This is a genomic window from Pantoea sp. SGAir0180, assembly GCF_043546245.1.
In genome coordinates this window covers 1136176-1158374 of record NZ_CP028071.1, presented here as the reverse complement: position 1 = coordinate 1158374, position 22199 = coordinate 1136176, and the positions used below count along the sequence as shown (strand labels likewise).

The 22199-nt window shown below is 58.4% G+C and carries 21 protein-coding genes; 2 read left to right on the top strand and 19 right to left on the bottom strand.

All coding sequences use genetic code 11. The features are described from left to right. The 3 genes from C1N58_RS05440 to C1N58_RS05430 all read right to left on the bottom strand — a co-directional run bounded on the left by C1N58_RS05440 (position 1) and on the right by C1N58_RS05430 (position 3516). Positions 1 to 939 carry an ABC transporter substrate-binding protein gene (locus tag C1N58_RS05440; protein ID WP_054633546.1) on the bottom strand — a complete coding sequence of 313 codons (939 nt, stop codon included), beginning with the start codon at positions 937 to 939 and terminating at the stop codon, positions 1 to 3. A gap of 71 nt (positions 940 to 1010) precedes the next feature. Then, the gene (locus C1N58_RS05435) at positions 1011 to 1991 is read right to left on the bottom strand and encodes an ABC transporter permease subunit (RefSeq protein WP_033739482.1); all 981 of its coding nucleotides are present in this window, start codon (positions 1989 to 1991) and stop codon (positions 1011 to 1013) included. A gap of 10 nt (positions 1992 to 2001) precedes the next feature. After that, a complete protein-coding gene (locus C1N58_RS05430) occupies positions 2002 to 3516 on the bottom strand; it encodes a sugar ABC transporter ATP-binding protein (protein ID WP_283786247.1) in 1515 nt (504 codons plus the stop codon). Positions 3517 to 3662: 146 nt separating this feature from the next. Here C1N58_RS05430 and C1N58_RS05425 point away from each other — a divergent pair, with 146 nt between their 5' ends. Continuing rightward, the gene (locus C1N58_RS05425; protein ID WP_283788856.1) at positions 3663 to 6263 is read left to right on the top strand and encodes an ATP-binding protein; all 2601 of its coding nucleotides are present in this window, start codon (positions 3663 to 3665) and stop codon (positions 6261 to 6263) included. Here C1N58_RS05425 and phnE (C1N58_RS05420) read toward each other — a convergent pair. The 16 genes from phnE (C1N58_RS05420) to C1N58_RS05345 all read right to left on the bottom strand — a co-directional run bounded on the left by phnE (C1N58_RS05420) (position 6217) and on the right by C1N58_RS05345 (position 19766). Further along, positions 6217 to 7101: a phosphonate ABC transporter, permease protein PhnE gene (phnE, locus tag C1N58_RS05420; protein WP_054633542.1), complete on the bottom strand. Its 885-nt coding sequence runs from the start codon at positions 7099 to 7101 to the stop codon at positions 6217 to 6219. The two genes, C1N58_RS05425 and phnE (C1N58_RS05420), sit on opposite strands and share 47 nt — an antisense overlap. Positions 7102 to 7103: 2 nt before the next feature. Continuing rightward, a complete protein-coding gene (gene phnE, locus C1N58_RS05415) occupies positions 7104 to 7958 on the bottom strand; it encodes a phosphonate ABC transporter, permease protein PhnE (protein ID WP_033739498.1) in 855 nt (284 codons plus the stop codon). Between the two features lie 119 nt (positions 7959 to 8077). Further along, complete coding sequence (phnD, locus tag C1N58_RS05410; protein ID WP_054633541.1) at positions 8078 to 9007, bottom strand: phosphonate ABC transporter substrate-binding protein; 930 nt, start codon at positions 9005 to 9007, stop codon at positions 8078 to 8080. Between the two features lie 25 nt (positions 9008 to 9032). Beyond that, entirely contained in the window at positions 9033 to 9863 is an 831-nt protein-coding gene (gene phnC, locus C1N58_RS05405; RefSeq protein WP_006119631.1) for a phosphonate ABC transporter ATP-binding protein, read from the bottom strand. Positions 9864 to 10062: 199 nt separating this feature from the next. After that, positions 10063 to 10833, bottom strand: a complete 771-nt coding sequence (gene phnP / locus C1N58_RS05400) for a phosphonate metabolism protein PhnP (RefSeq protein WP_039338203.1) — start codon at positions 10831 to 10833, stop codon at positions 10063 to 10065. Further along, positions 10830 to 11366 carry a ribose 1,5-bisphosphokinase gene (phnN, locus tag C1N58_RS05395; protein ID WP_394550519.1) on the bottom strand — a complete coding sequence of 179 codons (537 nt, stop codon included), beginning with the start codon at positions 11364 to 11366 and terminating at the stop codon, positions 10830 to 10832. Before phnN ends, phnP begins: the two co-directional genes overlap by 4 nt. Continuing rightward, entirely contained in the window at positions 11366 to 12502 is a 1137-nt protein-coding gene (phnM, locus tag C1N58_RS05390) for an alpha-D-ribose 1-methylphosphonate 5-triphosphate diphosphatase (RefSeq protein WP_039338201.1), read from the bottom strand. Before phnM ends, phnN begins: the two co-directional genes overlap by 1 nt. After that, positions 12499 to 13218: a phosphonate C-P lyase system protein PhnL gene (phnL, locus tag C1N58_RS05385; RefSeq protein WP_054633538.1), complete on the bottom strand. Its 720-nt coding sequence runs from the start codon at positions 13216 to 13218 to the stop codon at positions 12499 to 12501. The genes phnM and phnL overlap by 4 nt, the downstream gene beginning before the upstream one ends. Beyond that, positions 13218 to 13979 carry a phosphonate C-P lyase system protein PhnK gene (phnK, locus tag C1N58_RS05380; RefSeq protein WP_006119636.1) on the bottom strand — a complete coding sequence of 254 codons (762 nt, stop codon included), beginning with the start codon at positions 13977 to 13979 and terminating at the stop codon, positions 13218 to 13220. The genes phnL and phnK overlap by 1 nt, the downstream gene beginning before the upstream one ends. Continuing rightward, positions 13969 to 14817 carry an alpha-D-ribose 1-methylphosphonate 5-phosphate C-P-lyase PhnJ gene (locus C1N58_RS05375; protein ID WP_006119637.1) on the bottom strand — a complete coding sequence of 283 codons (849 nt, stop codon included), beginning with the start codon at positions 14815 to 14817 and terminating at the stop codon, positions 13969 to 13971. Before C1N58_RS05375 ends, phnK begins: the two co-directional genes overlap by 11 nt. Further along, positions 14810 to 15886, bottom strand: coding sequence for a carbon-phosphorus lyase complex subunit PhnI (locus C1N58_RS05370; protein WP_054633537.1), 1077 nt, complete (start codon positions 15884 to 15886; stop codon positions 14810 to 14812). Before C1N58_RS05370 ends, C1N58_RS05375 begins: the two co-directional genes overlap by 8 nt. Next, positions 15877 to 16461 carry a phosphonate C-P lyase system protein PhnH gene (gene phnH / locus C1N58_RS05365; RefSeq protein WP_033739495.1) on the bottom strand — a complete coding sequence of 195 codons (585 nt, stop codon included), beginning with the start codon at positions 16459 to 16461 and terminating at the stop codon, positions 15877 to 15879. The genes C1N58_RS05370 and phnH overlap by 10 nt, the downstream gene beginning before the upstream one ends. After that, the gene (gene phnG, locus C1N58_RS05360) at positions 16458 to 16907 is read right to left on the bottom strand and encodes a phosphonate C-P lyase system protein PhnG (RefSeq protein WP_054633536.1); all 450 of its coding nucleotides are present in this window, start codon (positions 16905 to 16907) and stop codon (positions 16458 to 16460) included. The genes phnH and phnG overlap by 4 nt, the downstream gene beginning before the upstream one ends. Then, positions 16904 to 17620: a phosphonate metabolism transcriptional regulator PhnF gene (phnF, locus tag C1N58_RS05355; RefSeq protein ID WP_006119641.1), complete on the bottom strand. Its 717-nt coding sequence runs from the start codon at positions 17618 to 17620 to the stop codon at positions 16904 to 16906. The genes phnG and phnF overlap by 4 nt, the downstream gene beginning before the upstream one ends. Positions 17621 to 17779: 159 nt before the next feature. Beyond that, positions 17780 to 18469 carry a biuret amidohydrolase gene (locus tag C1N58_RS05350; RefSeq protein WP_054633535.1) on the bottom strand — a complete coding sequence of 230 codons (690 nt, stop codon included), beginning with the start codon at positions 18467 to 18469 and terminating at the stop codon, positions 17780 to 17782. Next, entirely contained in the window at positions 18462 to 19766 is a 1305-nt protein-coding gene (locus C1N58_RS05345; protein ID WP_054633534.1) for a purine-cytosine permease family protein, read from the bottom strand. The genes C1N58_RS05350 and C1N58_RS05345 overlap by 8 nt, the downstream gene beginning before the upstream one ends. 462 nt (positions 19767 to 20228) lie before the next feature. Between C1N58_RS05345 and C1N58_RS05340 the strand changes: the two genes are divergently transcribed. Further along, entirely contained in the window at positions 20229 to 22154 is a 1926-nt protein-coding gene (locus C1N58_RS05340) for a phosphatase PAP2 family protein (RefSeq protein ID WP_054633533.1), read from the top strand. The last annotated feature ends 45 nt before the right edge of the window (positions 22155 to 22199 follow it).

The following is a 22199-nucleotide window of genomic DNA, read 5'->3' as shown; positions in this document are numbered from 1 at the left end:
TTATTTCACGGTCCAGCCTTTGTAGCTGCCGACATTATTACGGTCGATCAGCTTCACCGGGATCAGCACGGGTTTATCCGGTGCGGGTTTTCCCTGCAGGATGTCGTAACCGATTTCGACGGCTTTCGCGGCCATCACCTGAGGATCCTGAGCGGGCGTGGCGGCAAAGAGCGAGTTCTTACGTTTCAGCGCTTCTTCGCCGTCCGGTGAACCGTCCACTCCGACAATGAAGAACTCGTTACGCTGTGCCTGTTTCGCCGCTAAATCCGCGCCAATTGCGGTTGGATCGTTAATCGCGAACACGGCATCGATTTTCGGGTTGGCCGACAGCAGGCCGGTCATCACTTCCAGGCCGCCTTCACGGCTGCCTTTGGCGTTCTGATTAGAAGAAAGCAGTTTGATGTCAGGATGGCGTTTCAGCGCCGTCATACAGCCTTCCACGCGGTTTTGCACCGCCGAGACCGGCGGCCCGTTGATAATGACGACGTTGCCTTTGTCTTTCAGACGGTCAGCGATATATTTACAGGCCATTTCACCGGCCTGAGTGTTATCCGAGGTGATCGTCGCGTTGGCACCGTCGGCGGCGACGTCGACAGCCACCACCACAATACCGGCATCCCGTGCGCGTTTCACTGCGGGCGCGATCCCTTTTGAGTCCGCGGCATTCAGGATAATCATGTCGACTTTAGCGGCGATGAAGTTATCTATCTGCCCTACCTGCTGTCCGAGATCGTAGCCACTCGACACCAGCGTCACCTTGACGTTATCGCCAGCCAGCTGGCGCGCCTTCATCTCTGCGCCCTTGGTGATTTGCACGAAGAACGGGTTAGCCAGATCGCCCACCGTCACGCCAATCGATTTTAGTTCTTTTGCCTGAGCCATACCGGCGCTGAGCAGCGTTGCCGCCAGCAACCCGGTTACAATCGGATTAAAACGCATAGATCTTCTCCTGCTGTTATTTATCGGCCAACTGCTGAATGGCGCGTTGTGTACTCTCTGCATAGGGGACATCAGCCCACATGATGACGCGTGCGATATTTGTCGATCAGCACGGCGATGATGATCACGGCACCTTTAATCACCAGCTGCCAGAAATAAGAAACGCCCATCAATGTCATGCCGTTGTTCAGCGTGGCAATAATCAGTGCGCCAATCAGCGTGCCGGTAATGGTGCCGATTCCCCCCACAAAACTGGTGCCACCCAGAATGACCGCCGCAATGGCATCCAGCTCGTAACCCATGCCCAGATTGCCGTTGGCGCTGTAGAGACGTGAAGCGCTCATCAGTCCGCCCAGGCCGGACAGTAAGCCGCTCATCCCGTAAACGAACAGCAGTACCAGCCCGACTTTGATCCCGGTCAGACGGGCTGCCTGGATATTGCCGCCTACGGCGTAGATGTGAACGCCCAGCGTGGTGCGGCGCAGGATGAACCAGCAAAGCGCAATCACCGCGAACGCAATGACAATCAGCCACGGTACCGGCCCCAGATAGCCATTGCCTATCCACTCGAAATTGATATCGGCGTTGATGACCGTGGTGCCGTTCGCCAGCAGATAGGCGGCTCCGCGCAGTGCGGTATAGGTGCCCAGCGTCACGATAAACGGCGGAAGCCCGGCCCAGGCCACCAGAATGCCGTTAAACAGGCCCATCGCCAGCCCGGCTCCCAGCGCCATCGGAATCGTGAGCGAGGCCAGCATCGGATCCAGCGAAGTGAGCAACGCCACCACCGCCGTCGTGCCCAGCATTGAGCCGACAGATAAATCGATACCGCCGGTAAGAATGACAAACGTCATGCCTGCGGCCAGTACAATGTTGATGGACGCCTGGCGCGTAATATTCAGTAAATTGGCTTCGGTAAAGAAATTGGGTGTGACAACGCCGAAGACCGCCACGATTAAAATCAAAATGGGTAAAATGCCGACGGTCTGCATGATGTCGCCCATCAGGGCTCGTCTGACCGTGGGTGGATGAATCCGTGCCGTTTGTGTCATGGTTTTATCCTCATACTTCAAGCGGTGATGCGCTATACGCACCGGTTGCCAGCGTCATGATGTTTTCCTGACTGATCTCGTTACCTGCCAGTTCCCCTACGATAGTGCCTTCATGCATCACATAGACCCGGTCACTCATGCCGACCACTTCCGGTAATTCACTGGAGATCATCAGAATGGCCACGCCCTGCCGCGCCATATCCTGCATCATGCGGTAAATCTCGCTTTTGGCCCCGACGTCCACGCCGCGCGTCGGCTCATCCAGGATGAGAATGCGCGGACCAATGGCAATCCAGCGGGAAATCAGCAGCTTCTGTTGGTTGCCACCGGACAGGCCTCCTGCCCGCACCAGCGCGTGGGGAACCCGGATATTGAGCGCGGCAATCGCCTCGCTGGCGATCTTTCTGGCTTGACGGCGGTTCAGCATGCCGTACTGCGCATCCCGTTCCAGCGTGGCCATCACGATGTTTTCCTGTGCAGCCATTTCGAGGAATAATCCCTGTTCTTTGCGGTTCTCGGTCAGGAAGCCAATGCCGTGCGCAATCGCTTCTCTTGGGGAGTGAATCTCTACCTTCTGGCCGTCCACCCAGATTTCACCCTGCTGAAGCCGGTGCACGCCAAAAATCAGCTGGGCCAGTTCGCTGCGTCCCGCACCAACCAGGCCGGCCAGGCCAACAATTTCGCCTGCCCGCACGTTAAGGCTACAGGGCTGTACCTTGCCGCCATCGGACAGGTTGTGCAGAGCCAGACGCACCTCGCCGCGAGGAATGGTGCGGTCTTTATTGAACAGATCGCTGAGTGGGCGTCCCACCATCATGCGCACCAGCTCGCTGGCGTTAAGGTTGTCGCGCGTCAGACTGCCGACGTACTGCCCGTCGCGCAGTACGCTGACGCGATCCGACAGCTCATACACTTCCGCCATGCGATGACTGATGTAGATAATCGCCATTCCCTGGCTGCGCAGCCGTTTGATCAGGGCAAAGAGTTGTTCAGTTTCGCGGCTGGATAAGGCGGCGGTGGGCTCATCCATCACCAGAATACGGCTGTTGCGATGCAGGGCGCGCGCAATCTCCACCTGTTGCTGCTCGGCAATGCTCAGCCTGCTGACTTTGTCCGTTGCGCTGAACTGCGCGCCTAAGTGGTTAATAACCTGCTGCGCTTCACGGGCCATCTGGTGACGCCTGACCATGCCAGCACGGGTGATTTCGCTTCCCAGAAAGATGTTTTCTGCCACGGTGAGATTTGGAGCAAGGTTGATTTCCTGATAGATCAGCGTAATCCCGGCCGCTAATGCCGCTTTCGGTCCTTTAAGCGGATACGGCTCGCCGTTGATCAACACCTCGCCGCTGGTAGCCGTATAGGCCCCCGCCAGAATCTTCATCAGGGTGCTTTTGCCCGCGCCATTCTCCCCCATCAGCGCATGCACCTCGCCAGGATAAACGGTCAGGTCAACGCCTTTCAGTGCGTAGAAGTGGCCAAAACGCCGGGTGATCTGACGCATTTCAAGTATCGGCTTAGCTGTCATCGCCCCGCTCCTGCTGATTATGGATAGCCGCGAGTTAAGCAGGAGAAGATAAATGGATAATGTCAGCGGCCATTCATATTTGTCATATTCCGCTTCGCACTCACTTTTATACTCGCCCTATCGTCGCATGGCCGGAGAGCGTATTGATGCAACGCAGTTTGCCGTGGCAGGTCGGGGCGCGCGGTCGCCTGTTGCTGTCGCATTTATTAGTTGTGTGCGTCACCCTGATGGTGAGCGTGGTGGCCATTACCAGCTTTCGCCATGCCGGAAGCCTTCAGGAACAGGCTCAGGCCCAGACGCTGGCCGATATGAACGGCAGCCTGGCGCTGGCGCGCAATACCGCAAATGTCGCCATCACCGCCGTGCGGTTATCTCAGGTCGTGGGCGCGCTGGAATATCAGAGCGAATCGCGACGACTGCAGCAGAATCAGCAGGCCCTGCAACATTCACTCGCCCTGCTGGCCAGTACGCCGCTGGCTGCACGCGAGCCTGAACGCGTGGCCCGACTGCGTGCACGCAGTCTGATGCTTGAGCAGTCTGTGAGTCTGTTGCTGCGTAAAGGCCATGAGCGTCATTTGCAGCGCAATCTTGTGCTCAGCGGGTTATGGCAGTCACAGCTGCTGCTGGAACGCATTAATGACCTGGCACACCGCAACGGAACCGGCGCACCCGATTTCGCCTTGCGCCAGCAGACCGGCAGGCTACTGGATATTGCGATTCGTACGCCCTCCTCGACCGCGGTCATCGATCAGTTACAGCAGGTGATGACGCAATGGCGCAACGTGGTCGCATCGGGCGCGTTGGGTGACAACGTGCAGCAGTTACTGGAAACCCAACGCAGCCTGATCCCGCTGGCGGCAGCGCTGGAACAGAGCGATCTGTCCATCGCCTATGCCACCTACCGTATCAAGGCGCTTGTAGCCGCGCTGAATGATGACATTACCGCGTACGTTCAGCAGGTAGCCCGGCAAAGTGACCAGCGTAACATTGCCACTCACCGACAACGGGATTCGGTCAGTGGCTTTATCCTGCTTTCTGCCCTGTTGGCACTCGCCATCACCGTCTATACCGGGTACTACATCTACCGCAACCTGGGGTCCAGCCTGACCGCCATTGCCGCCGCAATGACCCGGCTGGCCCAGGGGGAACACAATGTCAGCGTGCCGGGCCTTCAGCGACGGGATGAACTGGGCGAGCTGGCGCGCGCCTTCAACGTGTTTGCCCGTAATACCGCCTCGCTGGCCCATACGTCGCGTCTGCTAAAAGAGAAAAGTACCCAACTTGAATCCACCTTTCTGGCAATGCGTGATGGCTTTGCCCTGTTTGATAACAGCGGCGAATTGGTGGTGTGGAACGATCAGTATCCGCAGCTTCTGGGCATCGCACCGCGGGATTTGCAGCGGGGACTGCACTACCAGCATCTGCTGGCGCAGCTTGATATACACCTGCACGATCTGGCGGAACCACAGGAAGTCAGGCTGGCCGATGGCCGCACCGTAGAACTGCGCTTCAGCCCGGTCCCCCGGCGCGGTAGCGTGAATACGGTGCTGGAGCGCACCTCACGGAAGGTGCTGGAAGAAGCGCTGGTACACAGCCAGAAAATGAAAGCGGTAGGTCAACTGACCGGCGGCATCGCGCATGATTTCAACAATCTGCTGGCCGTCATTATCGGCAGCCTGGCGTTAACCGAGGGGCAACTGCCGCCCGGCCCTCTTGCGAGCCGGATAGAACGCGCCCGCCAGGCGGCGGATCGGGCAGCTCTGTTGACCCAGCGACTGCTGGCCTTTTCGCGTAAGCAAACCCTGAATCCGCATGCGGTGTCGGTCGTGTCGTTAGTGGAAAACCTGCAGGGGCTGCTGCAACATTCGCTGTTGCCCGGTCAACACCTGATTATTGATGCCCAACGGCCCGGCTGGCCTGCCTGGATTGATGCCAGTCAGTTAGAGAATGCGGTCATGAATCTGGTGGTGAATGCCAGAGATGCGATGGACGGACAAAGCGGCGAGATCCGTCTGCGTATCTGGAACCAGCGCCGCACTGAGCGCGGTGAAAAGCGAGACCGGGTCACCATTGAGGTCATCGATCACGGTTGCGGCATGTCAGAAGAGGTGCGTGCGCAGGTGTTTGAACCCTTCTTTACCACCAAAACAACCGGTACCGGTAGCGGCCTGGGCCTGTCGATGGTCTACGGTTTTGTTCGTCAGTCAGGCGGACAGGTAGAGCTGGAAACCGCGCCGGGCCAGGGCACCACCGTACGGCTGTTACTGCCACGCGCGCCCGATGTCCCGGCGGTCCGATCCGTCACCTCGCACCCGGCGCAGCCGGATGCCGCGCAGGACCGGTTAGTTCTGGTGCTGGATGATGAACCGGCTGTGCGGCAAACCCTGTGTGAACATCTGCACCAACTGGGTTACCTGACGCTGGAGTGTGACACGGGCGAAGCGGCGCTGGCGCTGCTGCACCAGACGCCGGATATCGATTTGCTGATCAGCGATTTGATGTTGCCGGGTGAGATTAACGGTGCGGAGGTGATTCGTCAGGCACAGCAAAAGTGGCCGCAGTTGGCTACATTGCTCATCAGCGGCCAGGATCTGCGTCACCAGCCCGTCACGTTGCCGTTGTGTGAACGACTGGCGAAACCCTGGCAGGCAGCGCAGCTGGTGCAGGCGCTTCAGCGCGCCTGGCAGCGCAGCGCACGGCTTAATCGTGCCCGCCAGGCTGCCACAACGGCACCGGCTTCCCGATGATATAGCGTTTACGCAGGCGGCTGGAGATGGCATCCATCACCATGACCACGACAACCAGGATGATCGTCAGGAACATCACCACATCCCAGTTCCACAGGCGCATGTTCTCCGCGTACACCAGGCCGACACCGCCCGCGCCGACAAAGCCAAGCACCGCCGCTGAGCGGGTATTGGACTCGATCTGATACAGGCTCAGTGCCAGAAACTGTGGGAAGGACTGGGTGAAAATACCAAACCGGTGCTTCTGCAGGCTGTTGGCGCCCAGCGCGCCCAGGCCGCGACTGGGTGAACGCTCAACCGCTTCGTGGCCTTCGGAATAGAGCTTACCTAACAGACCAATGTCCTGCAGGATAATCGCCAGCACCCCGGCCAGCGGCCCCATGCCGACCGCGCGAACAAAAATCAGGCCCCAGATCGCCATATCAATGCCGCGCAGCATATCGAACAGGCGACGCACAACAAACGCAATGGGACGGGCAACCTTGTCATGCATCACATTACGCGCCGCCAGAAACGAGAGCGGCAGCGCCAGCAGCGTGGCGGTCAGCGTGCCGGCAAACACAATCGCCAGCGTAATGCCGACCTGAGAGAAATAGTAGCCAAACGGCCAGTTCACGAAGTCCTGCCAGACAAACATGCGCAGAAAATAGCGGCCCAGTTGCTGGCATCCTGTGAGCAGGCGGTTCCATTCGATGCCAAACACCATAAAGAAAAAGACATAATAGAGCACCAGCGCCAGGACCAGCATGGCAAGGCGACGCAGATAGCGGTTTTGTGCAGCAAACAGCGCGGGATGCTGCTGTTTCATCGCGCTGATATCGGGCGCAAGCGTAACCATAATTATTCCTCCACAACGCGACGGCGCAGGCGGCCAGAAACGGTGTCCAGTAGCGAGACCACAATCAAAATCAGCAGCAGCGTCATGCTGACCTGATCAAAGCGATCCAGTTTAATATTGGTCATTAACTCCTGACCAATGCCGCCCGCCCCCACCAGCCCCAGGATGGTCGACGAACGGAAATTAACTTCCAGGCGCATAAAGCTGTATGACAGAAAAACCGGCTTCACCTGCGGCCAGAAGGCATAGCGCATCCGTTGCAGTTTGCTGGCACCGCAGGCCGCCAGCCCGCGCACCGGTTTATCCGAGGCGGACTCGATGGCTTCATAAAACAGCTTGGTCAGGCTGCCAATGGTGTGCAGCGCCAGCGCCAGAAAGCCGGGAATCGCTCCGATGCCAAATGCCATTACAAACATCACCGCCCAGGCCAGTTCCGGCATGGTGCGTAGAAAGGCGACAAAAGCGCGAATCGCCATGCGCAGACTGGCTGGCGTTTGTGTGTTATCGGCCGCAAAGAAGGCCAGCACGCCCGCTATCACCACCGCAATCAGCGTGGAGGCCAGCGCCAGCTGCAATGTTTCCCATATCAACGGCAGCTGGATATTCAGACGATAGCCCCAGTAAGCCAGCGAACCTTCTGTCTTGCCATCCGCAAATAACACCGGCAGATGCAATACGGGCATGATTTCGTGCAGATAATCAAAAAAGTGCGGTAAGGATTGCCAGATGGTCACGAGATTGAACTCGGCCATATTCGCCGCCGCCAGGTAAAGCCCCACCAGCACCAGTGACCAGACGAGCGAGTCACGCTTCTGTTGGCGGCGGATACGTTGATAATAGCGTTCGAAGTCGGTCACGGCGGTGTTCTCAGATTGATGTGTGGCAAAGTCAGCAGAGAAAGGGAAATCTGTCTGTGATAGCGGGCCGCCCGCACCCCGGCGGGCGGCTCGCTGGCTCAACGCCAACGGCTTTACCGTTAGCCGCGCGCGCCTTTCATCAGCTCGCGCTTCATGTCGATGATGTTCTGGAAGTCAGCCACAGAGGTTTTGCCAATGTGCTGCTGGCCGCCCACGGCTTTGGTGAAACAGGCGTGGTCGTCTTTATCCAGTTTTTTGATGGCAGCAATCACTTTCGCTTTGAAATCGGCGGGCAGTTTATTGCTCACGAGGATAGGCCCGTTAGGAATTAACGGTGACTGCCAGATGATGCGGATTTGTTTCATCAGGTCAGGATGATCCATACGGATCAGGCGGCCAAACGCACCCGAGGTGTAGCCCGTATTGTAATCCCCCACCATGGAGGTCCAGGTGACGGCGCCGTCGAACTGATTATTTAGCACGCCCAGGATGTCCTGCTCATGACCACCGGAGAAGGTTACGCTGGAAAAGAAATTGTTGTATTTGTTGTCGATGTTGCCGCCAAACAGCTTTTTAAAGGCCTGATTGGGTACCAGGAAGCCTGACGTGGAATCCGGATCGGCCATCCCAAACGATTTGCCTTTCAAATCTTCCAGCTTTTTGTAAGGACTGTCAGCTTTCACAATCACGACAGAGTGATAACCGCGAGACTGATCTTTGTCATCCACGACAATGCCGACTAAATCGACAGCTTTCGGGTCCTGAATATACACCGAGGCGTAAGACGACGGCGACATGCTCAGCACCAGATCCACTTTGCCACCCAGCAGGCCCTGAATTACGCCGGAATAGTCGGACGAGTTGCGGATTTTGGTATCCACGTGCAGTTCTTTATCAAAGAAGGATTTCACACACTGGTTATCACCAATCTGCTGGGTGGCGTTCTGACCGCCCAAAATGCCCAGATTCAGTTCTTTAGGTGCATCCGCTGCATTAACGCCAAAGGTAAGCAGTGCCGTAGTCAATAACGCGAAAGCTTTGATTTTCATTAGCCTTGTTCTCTTGCTGTGATAGTTAGTGGATCTGGTTGAATTCATCGCCGTACAGCTGATGCAGCAGGCCGTCGGTCAGGTCAGAAGGATGGCCGTCAAAGAGCACCACACCGCGTTGAATCCCGATGACGCGGGTGCAGTAACTTTTCACCAGCTCGATCGAGTGCAGGTTAACCATCACGCTGATGCCCTGTTCACTCACCTGGCGCAGAACGTCCATAATGCGGGTGGTATTTTTGGGATCGAGAGAGGCAACCGGTTCGTCGGCCAGCAGAATTTTGGGGTTTTGCATCAGCGCCCGACAGATCGCCACGCGCTGCATTTGTCCACCTGAAAGGTTTTCGGCACGCTGTAACGCCTGCGGTAGCATGTTCATCCACTCCAGCAGTTGAATCGCGCGGGCGCGGTCGGCGTCAGAGAAGACTTTGAAAAACGATTTCAGCGTCGACGTCTGGCTGAGACGACCCAGCAGCACGTTGGTCAGCACGTCAAGACGCGGCACCAGGCAGAAATCCTGAAAAATCATGCCGCACTGCGCACGCCATTCGCGCATCTGGCGGCTACTGAGGTTGACCACATTGCGATCGGCTTCGCCGTGATGCAGGCTGATGATTGCGCCCTGCGAGGCCGAAATGGTGCCGTTCAGCATATGCAGCAATGTCGATTTGCCTGCGCCAGAGCGACCAATCACCGCCACTAATTCACCCGCATGCAAATCGAAACTGACATTATCGAGGACCTTGTTGCTACCGTAGGCTTTGCTCAATCCCTGAACAGATAACACTTTTTGCCCGCCGGAGTGGGTCAACGACGTGACGTTATCGACCACCGTTTTCAGCAGTGCCTGTGCCATGATGTTCTCCGTTGTTCCAGTTAACGTTCTGTGCACCCGACGCTGAATCCGGGGCTTCATTACCCTGTCTGGCCCGCACCTGTTGCTCAGTGCCTTTGCTGGCAGCAGGGACAGCAGGCCCTGCTCACGCAGCAGGAACCTGACGAGAGACCGCTATATTAAGAACACCGGGGATGAAAGCTGTATTACGGTTATGTGATTAAACGATGACAGGCAAAACGGCGTCCAGAGACAGCGACAGGCCGTCATGCGCCGCCTGCACCGAGGCCGGTAGCGGATGCTCGGCCAGCCAGTTGTCCATATCGTGACTCAGATGAATCAGCCAGGCCTGGTGGGGTTTCAGTGCCTCGATGATGGTCAGGGCCGCGGTCACATCGTTATGGTTACGCCCACCCTGACCGGGGGGATCGTTGCAGTCCACCACCAGGTGGTCCAGCGTTTGCCCACGAAGGAAATCCGCGGTATCCGGCGGCAGACCGCAGGTATCACACAGCCAGGCCAGCCGGGCACCGTGCCAGTCAAACAGATAGCCATGCGTAAGCCGTGAATGCTGGAGTGGTAAGGGCGTCACCCGCAGGTCGCCAAATGACTGGGCCACGAAGGGAGTTAACGCGGGCCGGAAATCCAGTAAGCCGGGATGTTTAAACAAGTCGTCACAGCCCTTTTCATCCGGCGGCCCCCAGACGGGAATCGGTTTCCCTTTGCCCCAGCGCAGGGTAAATAAGCCCTGCACATGATCCATGTGATAGTGCGTCAGCAGAATCCGGTTGATATCCTCAGGCTGAAACCGTTCTGCCAGCAAGGGTAAGCCCGCATCCAGTAAAATACGTTCACGTCCGGCTTCGATTAACGCGCTTGTAGGCGCGCGGCGATAACGGGCAGACTGACGGGCGCGCAAACAGGCGCCACAGTCACAACCGAACACGGGAGCCCCGGTTACGCCGCCCGTACCGAGCAGGGTCAGTTTCATGAGGCGCCCTCCAGCAGCTGACGTAACTGTTGTACGGTCTCTTCGAGTGCGCCATCGTTATTCAGCCGCAGGCAGCCTTCTGGCTGATGCCGGGCAGCCCGTGCCAGCCGTTGGGCGATCGCCGCTTCGCTCTCACGGCCACGCTGACGTAACCGTGCGGCCAGTACCGCAGACGACACCTCAAGGCATAGCGGTAACAGTCGCGTGCCGTAACGTGCCCGGACGTGTTCCAGATGCTGGCGCGATCCGTTGACCAGCACGTTTTGCCCGCACGCCAGCCAGTGGTCGATTTCACTGCCCACGCCGTAATAAAAACCGTGCGCCTGCCAGCTGACGGCAAATAACCCCAGCGCATCACGCCGGATAAATTCCGCTTCCGTCAGGGCGATATGGTTTTCGCCCCCTACATCATGGGGGCGCGTAATATAGCGATGAGCAATCAGCAAGCCCTCAGGCGGTGCCTCGCGCAGCCGGTCCAGCAGGCTGTCTTTGCCTGAACCGGACGGGCCGATAAGCCAGATGAGCCGGGCCATCAGTACACCTGCCGACCTTTACACCAGACATGGCGAATATGGGGATGGCCATGTTGAGTATGCGCCAGGACCAGGTCGGCGCGGCAGCCTTCGCTGATCACGCCACGATCTTCCAGCCCCAGCGCACGTGCCGGATTGCACGTTACCAGCGCAATGGCCTGAGGCAAAGAGAGCGTATTGCGCTCATCGGCGGCCAGGCGGAACGCCGCATCCAGCAGGCTGGCGGGATAGTAGTCCGACGACAGGATATCCAGCATGCCGTGAGCGGCCAGCTCCCAGGCGGCCACGTTGCCGGAATGCGAACCGCCGCGAACAATGTTGGGCGCGCCCATTAACACCTGCATGTTGCGGTAGCGCGAAGCTTTCGCCGCCTCCAGCGTGGTGGGAAACTCGGCAATCGCACTGCCCACGGCGTGCGACTCTTCGACATGGTCAACAGTCGCATCGTCATGACTGGCGATCGCGATGCCGTGATCGCGGCACAGCGCGGCAATCGCCAGACGATTAGGCTGTGACCAGGCCTCGGCCAGTTCCAGTTGCTCGCGCTCAAACGCATCCATCTGCTCATCATTCAGCTGGTATTTTCCCTGGTAGTATTCCCGGTACTTTTCCAGCGACGCATACTGACGCTGGCCGGGTGAGTGATCCATCAGCGACACCAGCGACAGCTCAGGTGAGGACAGCAAGGCTTCAAACAGCGGCAGCGTTGTATGATGCGGCAGCTCACAGCGCAGATGCAGTAAATGCTCCGCGCGATTAAGCCCCTTTTGGTTGCTGTCACGAATCGCGCCAATCATTTTACTGAGATTTTCCAGTCGGTGGCCGCCATCACGCACATCCCCCACGCCGATAGCATCCAGCACGGTGGTGATGCCGCTGGCCACCATCAGCGCATCGTGGCTGCTCATCGCCGAGTGCGCCGGCCAGTCGACTTTAGGCCGTGGGGTGAAAAATTTGTCCAGGTTATCGGTATGCAACTCCACCAGGCCCGGCAGCAGATACGCGCCTTCGCCATCCAGCGCACTGGCCAGCTGGCTGTTCGTTTCGCTAAAGTTGGTAATACGGTCTTCGCGAAACTCCAGCGAACCGGCAACAACCTCATTTTCCAGCACCAGCTTTACGTTATTGATGATCATGCTTCTGCCCCTGTTTTGAAGGGCTGCATGACGTGCAGGCGATCGGCCACACGTTCCCGCACCGCTTCATCATGAAAGATCCCCACGATTGCCGCGCCGCGTTCACGCGCCTGCTCAATCAGGCCCACGACCGCAGCACTGTTGACACTGTCGAGTGACGCCGTGGGTTCGTCCAGTAACAACACCGGATAGTCCGCGATAAAGCCACGGGCGATATTGACGCGCTGCTGCTCGCCTCCCGAAAAGGTTGAGGGGGCCAGAGACCAGAGGCGCTGCGGGACGTTAAGTCGCGTCAGCAGCTCTTTCGCGCGGGCTTCACAAAAGCCGCGTTCCACACCGCGCTCCAGCAACGGCTGCATCACGATCTCCAGCGTCGGCACGCGCGGGATGACGCGCAGAAACTGACTGACCCAGCCGATAGTATCGCGACGAATGGCAATAATCTGACGGGCCGGTGCCTGCGCCATATCCACCCACTCGCCCTGATGCTGTACCCAGATGTGGCCGCTGTTGGCCTGATAGTTACCGTACAGGGCACGCAGCAGGGTGGATTTCCCGCTGCCGGAATGCCCGTGCAGTACCACGCATTCGCCCTGACTGACGTCCAGGCAGGCATCCTGTAATACCGGCAGCGCCGCCCCGTTTTGATTGTGCATCACAAAGGTTTTGCACAAATTTTCTACGCGCAGTTGCGTTTTCATAGTCGCCGTCGCCATTAGTTGAGCACCGATGAAACCAGCAGTTGCGTGTAAGGATGATGCGGGTCATCCAGCACGCGGTCAGTTAAGCCACTTTCCACCACCCGGCCCTGCTTCATCACCAGCAGGCGATGCGCCAGCAGGCGCGCCACGCCCAGATCGTGCGTCACAATCACCACCGCCAGATTGAGTTCCCGCACCAGCGTACGCAGCAGATCCAGTAACCGTGCCTGCACCGAAACGTCCAGGCCGCCGGTCGGTTCATCCATAAACACCAGCTTCGGCTGGGTGACCAGATTGCGGGCGATCTGCAGACGCTGCTGCATGCCGCCGGAAAAGGTTGTCGGCAGATCATCGATGCGGTTAGCCGCGATTTCCACCGCCTGCAGCCAGTGGCTGGCTTGCGCGCGGATTTCGCCGTAATGGCGGTGACCGACGGCCATCAGGCGCTCGCCGATATTGCCGCCCGCCGTGACCTGAGGGCGCAAACCTTCCAGCGGGTGCTGGTGGACCACGCCCCACGCCGTGCGCAGTAAGCGGCGGCGGTCGCTTTCGCTCATTTGATACAGATCGCGTTGCAGATAGTGAATCGCGCCCGCCTGCGGTGCCAGCCGCGCTGACAGGCTACGCAACAGGGTGGTTTTGCCCGATCCGGATTCCCCGACGATACCCAGAACCTCGCCCGGATAGAGATCAAAACTGACGTCTTCAAAGCCTTTTCCTGGCGCATACAGATGCGTAAGGTTGTTCACCGCGAGCAGCGGTTGTTCACTGTGCATGGTGTTGTTCCTGCTGCTGGTGGCAAAAATCGGTATCGGAGCACACAAACATGCGCGTGCCCTGGTCGTCCATCACCACCTCATCCAGATAGCTGTGGCGCGAACCACAGAGCGCACAGGGTTCGTCCCACTGCTGCACGGTGAAGGGATGATCGTCGAAATCGAGGCTTTCAACTTTGGTATAGGGCGGCAAGGCATAGATGCGTTTTTCACGACCGGCACCAAACAGCTGGAGCGCGGGCATCATGTGCATCTTGGGGTTATCGAATTTGGGGATCGGCGACGGATCCATCACATAGCGATCGTTGACCTTTACCGGATAGGCATAGGTGGTGGCGATGTGACCAAAACGGGCGATATCTTCGTACAGTTTGACCTGCATAATGCCGTACTCTTCCAGCGCATGCATGGTGCGGGTTTCCGTTTCGCGAGGCTCAATAAAGCGCAGCGGCTCGGGAATCGGCACCTGGAAAATCAGGATCTGATCTTCTTGCAGCGGCGTTTCCGGAATACGGTGGCGCGTCTGGATCAGCGTGGCATCCACTGTGCGCTCGGTCGTCGCCGCACCGCTGACGCGCTGAAAGAAACGGCGGATCGAGACCGCATTGGTGGTATCGTCCGCGCCCTGGTCGATAACTTTCAGAACGTCTTTGTCGCCAATCACGCTGGCGGTAATTTGAATGCCGCCGGTGCCCCAGCCATAAGGCATCGGCATTTCACGTCCGGCAAACGGCACCTGATAGCCGGGAATCGCCACGGCTTTCAGGATGGCGCGTCGGATCGTACGTTTGGTTTGTTCGTCAAGATAGCCGTTGTTATAGCCGCTGAGTTCAGCCATTTTGCTGCTCCTGATAGTCCTGGCGCAGACGTTTCAGCAGTTCCAGTTCCGCCTGGAAATCGACGTAGTGCGGCAGTTTTAAGTGGGACACAAAACCTGCAGCTTCGACGTTATCCGCATGGGACAGCACAAACTCCTCGTCCTGCGCCGGGCTGGTAATGCGTTCATGGTGTTCACGCGTCTGTAGCGCCCGATCCACCAGCGCCATGGACATGGCTTTACGTTCAGCCCGGCCAAAGACCAGGCCATAACCCCGCGTAAAGTGCGGGGCGCTTTCGCCGTCGTGCGTAAAACCGTTGACCATTTCGCATTCGGTCAGCAGCATTTCCCCGATCTCCAGTTCAAAACCCAGCTCTTCGGGGCAAATGCTGACGCTGACGTATCCGGTACGGATTTCACCGGCAAAGGGGTGCGTGCGGCCATAGCCACGCTGCGTGGAATAGCCCAGCGACAGCAGAAACCCTTCGTCGCCGCGCACCAGTTGCTGAAGACGTGCCGCGCGCGAGGCGGGAAAGCCCATCGGCTCACGGGTGATATCCGTGGGTTCGCTGCCATCGTCGCGTTCTGCCTCCGCAAAGCCTTCCTCGCTCATCATGCTGAACATATGCGGACAGTGTTCCGGCAGCGCCTGCTCACTGCGCGGCGGCGGCGGTGTTTCGCCATTTGCTATCAACGTAAAGTCCAGCAGACGGTGACTGTAATCGTAGGTCGGGCCCAACACCTGACCGCCGGGTAAATCCTTATACACCGCCGAGATGCGTCGCTCGATTCGCATGCTACCCGTAGCTAACGGCGTGCTTTGCGCTAGCCGCGGCAGGGTTGTGCGATAGGCACGCAGCAGGAAAATGGCCTCCACCAGATCGCCGCTGGCCTGCTTAATCGCCAGCGCCGCCAGCGCGGGATCGTAAATGCCACCTTCCGTCATCACCCGATCTACCGCCAGACCGAGCTGCTGCGCGACCTGGTCGCAGGATAATTCAGGCACCGCGCGATCGCCGCGCCGCACATCCGCCTGCAGGTGATGGGCGTTAGCAATGGCTTTTTCGCCCCCTTTCACGGCTACGTACATGAGCACACCTCAACGTGGGTTGTCCGTGGCACCGCCATCATCGCTTCGCCACAGGTAAAGATGAGATCCACACCCTGAGGAAACGGATGCGGGCGGGCACGCAGGTAGTCGATCACGCTTTCCGGCAGTTGTGGCGCAATGGCGCGTGCTTCGCGCAGCCCCGGCCCTGTCAACCGTAATGCCAGGCCACCGTTCAGCGCAGGTACCTCAATAATCAGCGTGGTGCTTTTCTCAGGTGCCAGGTTGTCGCCCGCGGAAAAGTCGGCCGGGTTAGGCTGAGCGGTCGCGTGACTTAACGCAAATGCCGCATCACTGCTGTCGGTAATCGGTGCGCCGGTATGAAAACGCAGGTTATCGCGCAGCGTCTGATTATCGACCTGTGGGTCCAGCCATAGGGGGCTTTCCTGATCGACCAGGGTCAGCAGCACGGCAGTGGCGGCGGGAGAAAGTGCGCCCCAGCCCTGTTGCAGCGGCAGCGATACCATAACGCCGGGTTCGCTCATGGCTTTCAGAATGCGGCGAAAAGCATGCTGCGCATCCGCAACCGGGTGATGAAAACTTGCCAGTAAAGTCATTCATTGTCTCCGCGTACCAGCGTAAAGAAGTCCACTTTGCTACTGGCGATTTCACGTGCACGCAGCTGACGCTGCTCGTCGCGTAAGGCCGCCAGTGGGGTAATAATCTTTTCCTGTAACAGCTCGGCGGTGCCCGTCTGCTGCAACAGCGCATCCATCAGGGCACAGCGCTCGGCGTGGGCTTTATCCCGGCCCAGCAGGTAGCTGTAGCCCAGGGTGCCATCGTTTAGCCGGACGACCGCGCGCGTGATGGTGGCATCGCCCATCACAAAACGTTTGCCCGTCGCGCCCATGCGGGCCTGCAACCGTGTCAGGCCAATTTCAGCCGGTCGGATCAGCGTAAATGCCGGCGTAAGGTTGAGCGGCTGCCAGAGCGCGTCAAGCTCGGCGGCGCTACTGTGGGCCAACACCGAAAGCCAGTGCTGGCGTGCCGCTTGCTGTTTCATTCGTGCTCCAGAGTGAGTTCAATCATGTCGCCACGCGTCAGGCTGACGGAGTACTCCGCCATCGCACCATCGGTGGTTTTATTCAGGGTGCGCACGCACAACAAGGGGGAATGCAGTGCGATCTCCAGCTGCTTGCACTCTTTGGCCTGAGCCCGACGGGTGCTGATGCGCGTTTGCGTGCGCACCAGCTGCTTGCCGGTGTGCTGCCGCAGGAAGTCGTGGAGCGAGCCGCTGGTAAAGCGTTGTAGCTGCGGCCACCAACTGAGGTCGGGCAGGAAGTGATTAATCAGGCACACCGGCAGGCCATTGACCCGGCGCAGCGTGCGCAGATGAATGACGTTGTCGCCTTCGTTCACGCCTAATGCGGCCGCGACGTCTGTACTGGCAGGACGCAATACGGCCAGCAGGCGCTCACTGGTGGGATCGCTGCCCTGTTCCAGTAAGTTCTGGCTGAAGCGGGCCTGCGCATGGAGCGGATAATCATACGGGCGCATTAACACCAAAATGCCGACGCCGTGGCGACGCTGCAGCAACCCTTTATTCACCAGTTCATCAACCGCCCGACGTAAGGTGTGGCGGTTAACGGCATAGTGATCGGCCAGCTGTTGCTCCGAAGGAAGGTAGTCACCACTGCGATAACGCTCCTGAACAGCCTGCTCCAGTTGCGCCGCAACGGCCTGATACACAGTGGTCGGATGTCTGGATAACTCCATCACAAATAAATCCTCACAGCGTAAGGGGGGATTTCGCAGCCGGTGGGCTGCGGGATGGCTACAGCGTGACGGGATCAGATGACAGAGAGGTGACGACGCGGTGACGTAAAAATGAATTTGTGCCCGCCTGCCATCACAACAGACGAGCACCTTACCGAACTACGGCTGACCCAGGGTATCCAGCAGCGCGGCCGAGGTGGCAACCGCACCAAATATACCGCCTTGCATATGAATCATACTGAGGGCCGCTTCATGATGGCGCTGCTCCGTCGCGCCACAGCAGTCGGCTAACACCAGACATTCATAGCCCCGGTCATTAGCCTCGCGCAACGTGGTATGGACACAGACATCGGTGGTAATGCCGGTAATGATCAGGTTGCGAATCCCGCGACTGCGCAGCACCAGCTCCAGATCGGTCGCATAAAACGAGCCTTTGCCCGGCTTATCGATAATGACCTCACCCGGTAATGGCGCCAGTTCAGGAATAATCTCCCAACCGGGTTCACCGCGTACCAGGATGCGCCCGCAGGGCCCTGAACTGCCAATCTCTGCGTGCATTCGGGCAGAACGCCAGCGTTTGTTGGCCGGCAAGTCACTCAGATCCGCGCGATGCCCTTCCCGAGTGTGAATAATCGGGAACTGCAGTGCCCGCATCCGCGCCAGCAACACTTTAAGGGGTTCGACTGGCGCACGCGTCAGGCTGATGTCATAACCCATAGTGTCAACGTAGCCGCCTTTACCGCAAAAATCAGTCTGCATATCAATCACCAGCAGCGCGGTATCGGCGGGGCTGAAGTGGCCGTCAAACGGCCAGGGATAAGGCGTTGAATTCACGCTGTACTCAGGCATTCTTTTTCTCCATTAACGGTGCCGGGGCACGTAATTTCATCATCAGGGTGTAACTGAGTGCGGCGGTGACCAGACCAATCACCGCTTCGCCAAACTGTGGGAACGCGAGATGAGCGATGACGGCACACAGGCTCCCCAGCGCCCAGGCGGCAAAGGCCACGCCACGAAAACGCTGCGGCGCACGTTTCCCACTGATTTTCGCCATAAAGATCAGATCGACAATCATCACCGCACCGAAAGGCGGCACGACTACGCCCAGCAGGCTTAACCATGCCAGGAAATACGACCACACGCCCGCTAACGCCAGCAGTCCGCCGGTAATGCCCAGAATCAGCGTCCAGCGACGCATCTTACTGTTGAACAGATGACTGAAACCGACTGCACCATTGTAAAGACAGTGAGTACACACCGAGCCCAGATTGATAAAGACAAACAGGAAGGCCGCGACCGTCAGCAGCTGGCCATGGCCCATCAGCATCGGCAGGAAGTTGCCGCCATTGGTTAACGGATCCACAGCGGCACCGACGGAAACCACCACCACGCCAAACAGGTAGGCAATCATATTGGCCAGTGGAAACGCCGAGAAAGCGGCGATCACGCCCGCCAGACCATTCTTCGACCAGCGGGTGAAGTCAGCCGTCATCGTGCCCGAGTCGGCAAACCCGGCGACAACCATCGTCACCGCCGTGCCCATGCTCATGGCCCCTGCTACCGACGGGCTGCCTGTCCAGTGAAACATGCTGGCAAAGTCATGGGTCTGGCCAATGAAATAAAGCGCCACAAAACCCAGTATCACAAACAGGGGCGCGGCAATCATGCCCAGCACTGAGAGCGCGCGCACACCCAAAAAGGTCACGGCAGTAAACAGCACCATGGAAAACGCCGTCACACCCAGCGCGTTCCAGCCAAACGTTTCATGAATGACCGTGCCCGTCAGTCCGGTCTGGAAGGCATACCAGCCGATCACCACAGTCGACAAAAAGCCCGACACGAGGATATAGCCTTTACTGCCGAACGTGCGCTTAGCCTGCAATGCGAAATTCATCCCGGTATTGCCTGCAAACCAGCTTAATGCGCCGACATAGGCAAACAGCACCAGATTCCCCATCAGGATCGCTAACAGCGCCGGCCAGAAGCCGAGATGCCAGGTAATAATGCCGCCAAACAGCGCGTTAGTCAGAATCATTGGGAAACCAAACCAGACGGCGGAAACTGACCGGGTAGGATGACGGTGCGAGAGCGGCACGGGTTCGTGCTCAAATTCCTGCTCCAGCGTCGGGGTAGCGTGTTTTTTCATTGAGGAATTCCTGGGTTAGGGTGAAATTACGGTTATGTGCCGAAGCACCGGTTGTCCTCACTTACGTTTCTCAGGGAAAACAGCCCTGTTGCCCTCACCGGTCGTGGTCAGGCATTGATGCCTTTTGGGGCAGTGCACTGCCTTCGCCACAACCCTTTCTTATCCCGCTGATGCTGCATGATGCATGCCAGAAAATGCATTCAGCCGGGCGCATACGCTGAATGTCCGTCTGGATACGGCCTTGGATACAAGATCGAATTCTTATGATCCAATTGCGTGCTATCGTTGGCAGGATTGATGCTTTTTCAGGCACTGCCTCAGGGCAGGGTTGCACAAAGAATGGGAAACTTTCATCCTGTTTCTGGAAACACAGCGCAGCGTCAAAACATCACAGAAGTGTCATGCGTGATTAACGCTGCCCTGACACAATAGCGCCCCACTCTTTTGTCGAAGGTTTTCGCTATGCCTGCGGTGATGCGTTTTGGCACGTTTCTGACACGGTTGACGGGCGCGGTGCTGCTGCCTGTTCTAATGAATAATGCACTGGCGGCACCGCCGCCTGCGGATCCGGGCTTCAGTGACAGTGCACCTCCCCCCAACGTGCCGGCTTTTGTGGATACAATCGCCACCAACCAGCGCGGCGATGCCCACTTTGCCACGCTTAATACCAATGCGGGCGTGCGCGTGGTGTCCGGGTTTCTGACCCTGTGGCGTCCGCGTACCCTGCGGGTCGATGCGGGCGTCACAGCCCCGGCGCGTGACGGTTTTCCGGCCATTACACCTTCGGACTGCACGGGGCTACCTGACAAGCCACCCGTTTGTGGCACCGTGCTCAACCGGCATGTGCTGGATGCCAACCTGAAATACGTGGTAAAGGCCACCGCCCATCGTTCGCCTGCGCAGGCCGCAGCAGCCTATTTTGATGACCGCCGTGCCAAGGGCTACAGCGTCACTGATGGCCTGGGACCGTTGACCTCCGTCTGGCGTAGCGCCGCCCAACAGGTCACTTCGATTACCCGCATTCCGGCTGATGCCAGCCGTGTGCTTTACGTGGATAAGGGCAACAATACCGGCGCAGGCACTCAGGAAAGCAATCACGACTTTGGGCTGGTGGTCGATTTTCTGAATGAGATGGGCAACAACGCCTCTACCGAACCGGCGAAACGCTTCTACAAATATGCCCGTCCCTACCGTTGGCGATCAGAGGTGGTTGTCGTGCCCGCACTGGTGCCTGCCGAGAGCCCGACGCCAGCGACCGATGGCGGGTTCATCAGCGGCCATACGGCAGAAGCCATCAGAGATGCCATCGCCATGGCCTGGCTGGTGCCTGAACGCTTTCAGGCGATGATCAGCCGCGGTATGGAACTGGGCGAAAATCGTATTATTGCCGGGATGCACTCACCACTGGATGTCATTGGCGGTCGCATGCTGGCGCTGGCTGTCGCAACCGCCAACCTCACGGCTTACCATGATGAGGCCCTGCGCGCATTTGCACAGGCGCACCAGACCTTGTTACAACGAACCGGCACTACGCCAGAGGCTTTGCGGGTCTTTGCCCACGCAGCACCGTTGCAGGCCGATCGCTTTGCCGATCCCGCCACCAACCGTGCTGAAGCGCGACGTCGCATGACATTCGGCTTTACGCCCATCGCATCACGTCAGCGTCCACCCGTCGTGCCCAAAGGCGCGGAGATCTTACTGGAAACCCGTTTTCCTTATCTGACGGCTTCACAGCGCCGGGTCGTGCTGAAAACCACCGAGATTGCCTCCGGTTATCCTGTCATGGACGATGCGGAGGGCTGGGGCCGTCTGAATCTGGTGGCCGCTGCCGACGGCTATGGCCAGTTTAACGGCAATGTACAGGTGGCGATGGATGCGAGCAAAGGCGGTTTTAACCAGCGTGACAGCTGGCGCAATGCTATTAGCGGCGCAGGCAAGCTCACCTTGCAGGGGTCAGGTACGTTACAGCTTGTGGGGAATAATCATTACAGCGGCGGCACCCAGGTAGATGGCGGCACGCTTGAAGCCGGCTCCGTGCATGCCTTTGGCAAGGGGGATGTGTATGTCGGTAGCCAGGGTGCCGTGCGTATTCGCGCGGCGTCGCCCGTGCAGATCAAACGTCACTTTACGGCCAGACCGAATGCTCGTCTTGAGCTGGACATTGATGGCAAAGGCGGAGGACAGTTGGCGATTCGGGGGCCGCTGGCGGCGGGCGGCACGCTCGTCGTGCGGTTTGTGAAAGGCTATCAGCCGAAACTCGGCGAGGTGATCCCGCTGATCGATGCCGCTGCGCGTTCGGGGCGGTTTGAACAGATCACCGTTGAGGGCTATCGTGCGCGGCCCGTCTTTTCCGCCAGCGGTATTAAGATCCAAATCCTGGCGGCCTGATGCCGGGACAGACACAGCGCGTGCGGCGGTTAAGCCGGCGCGCTG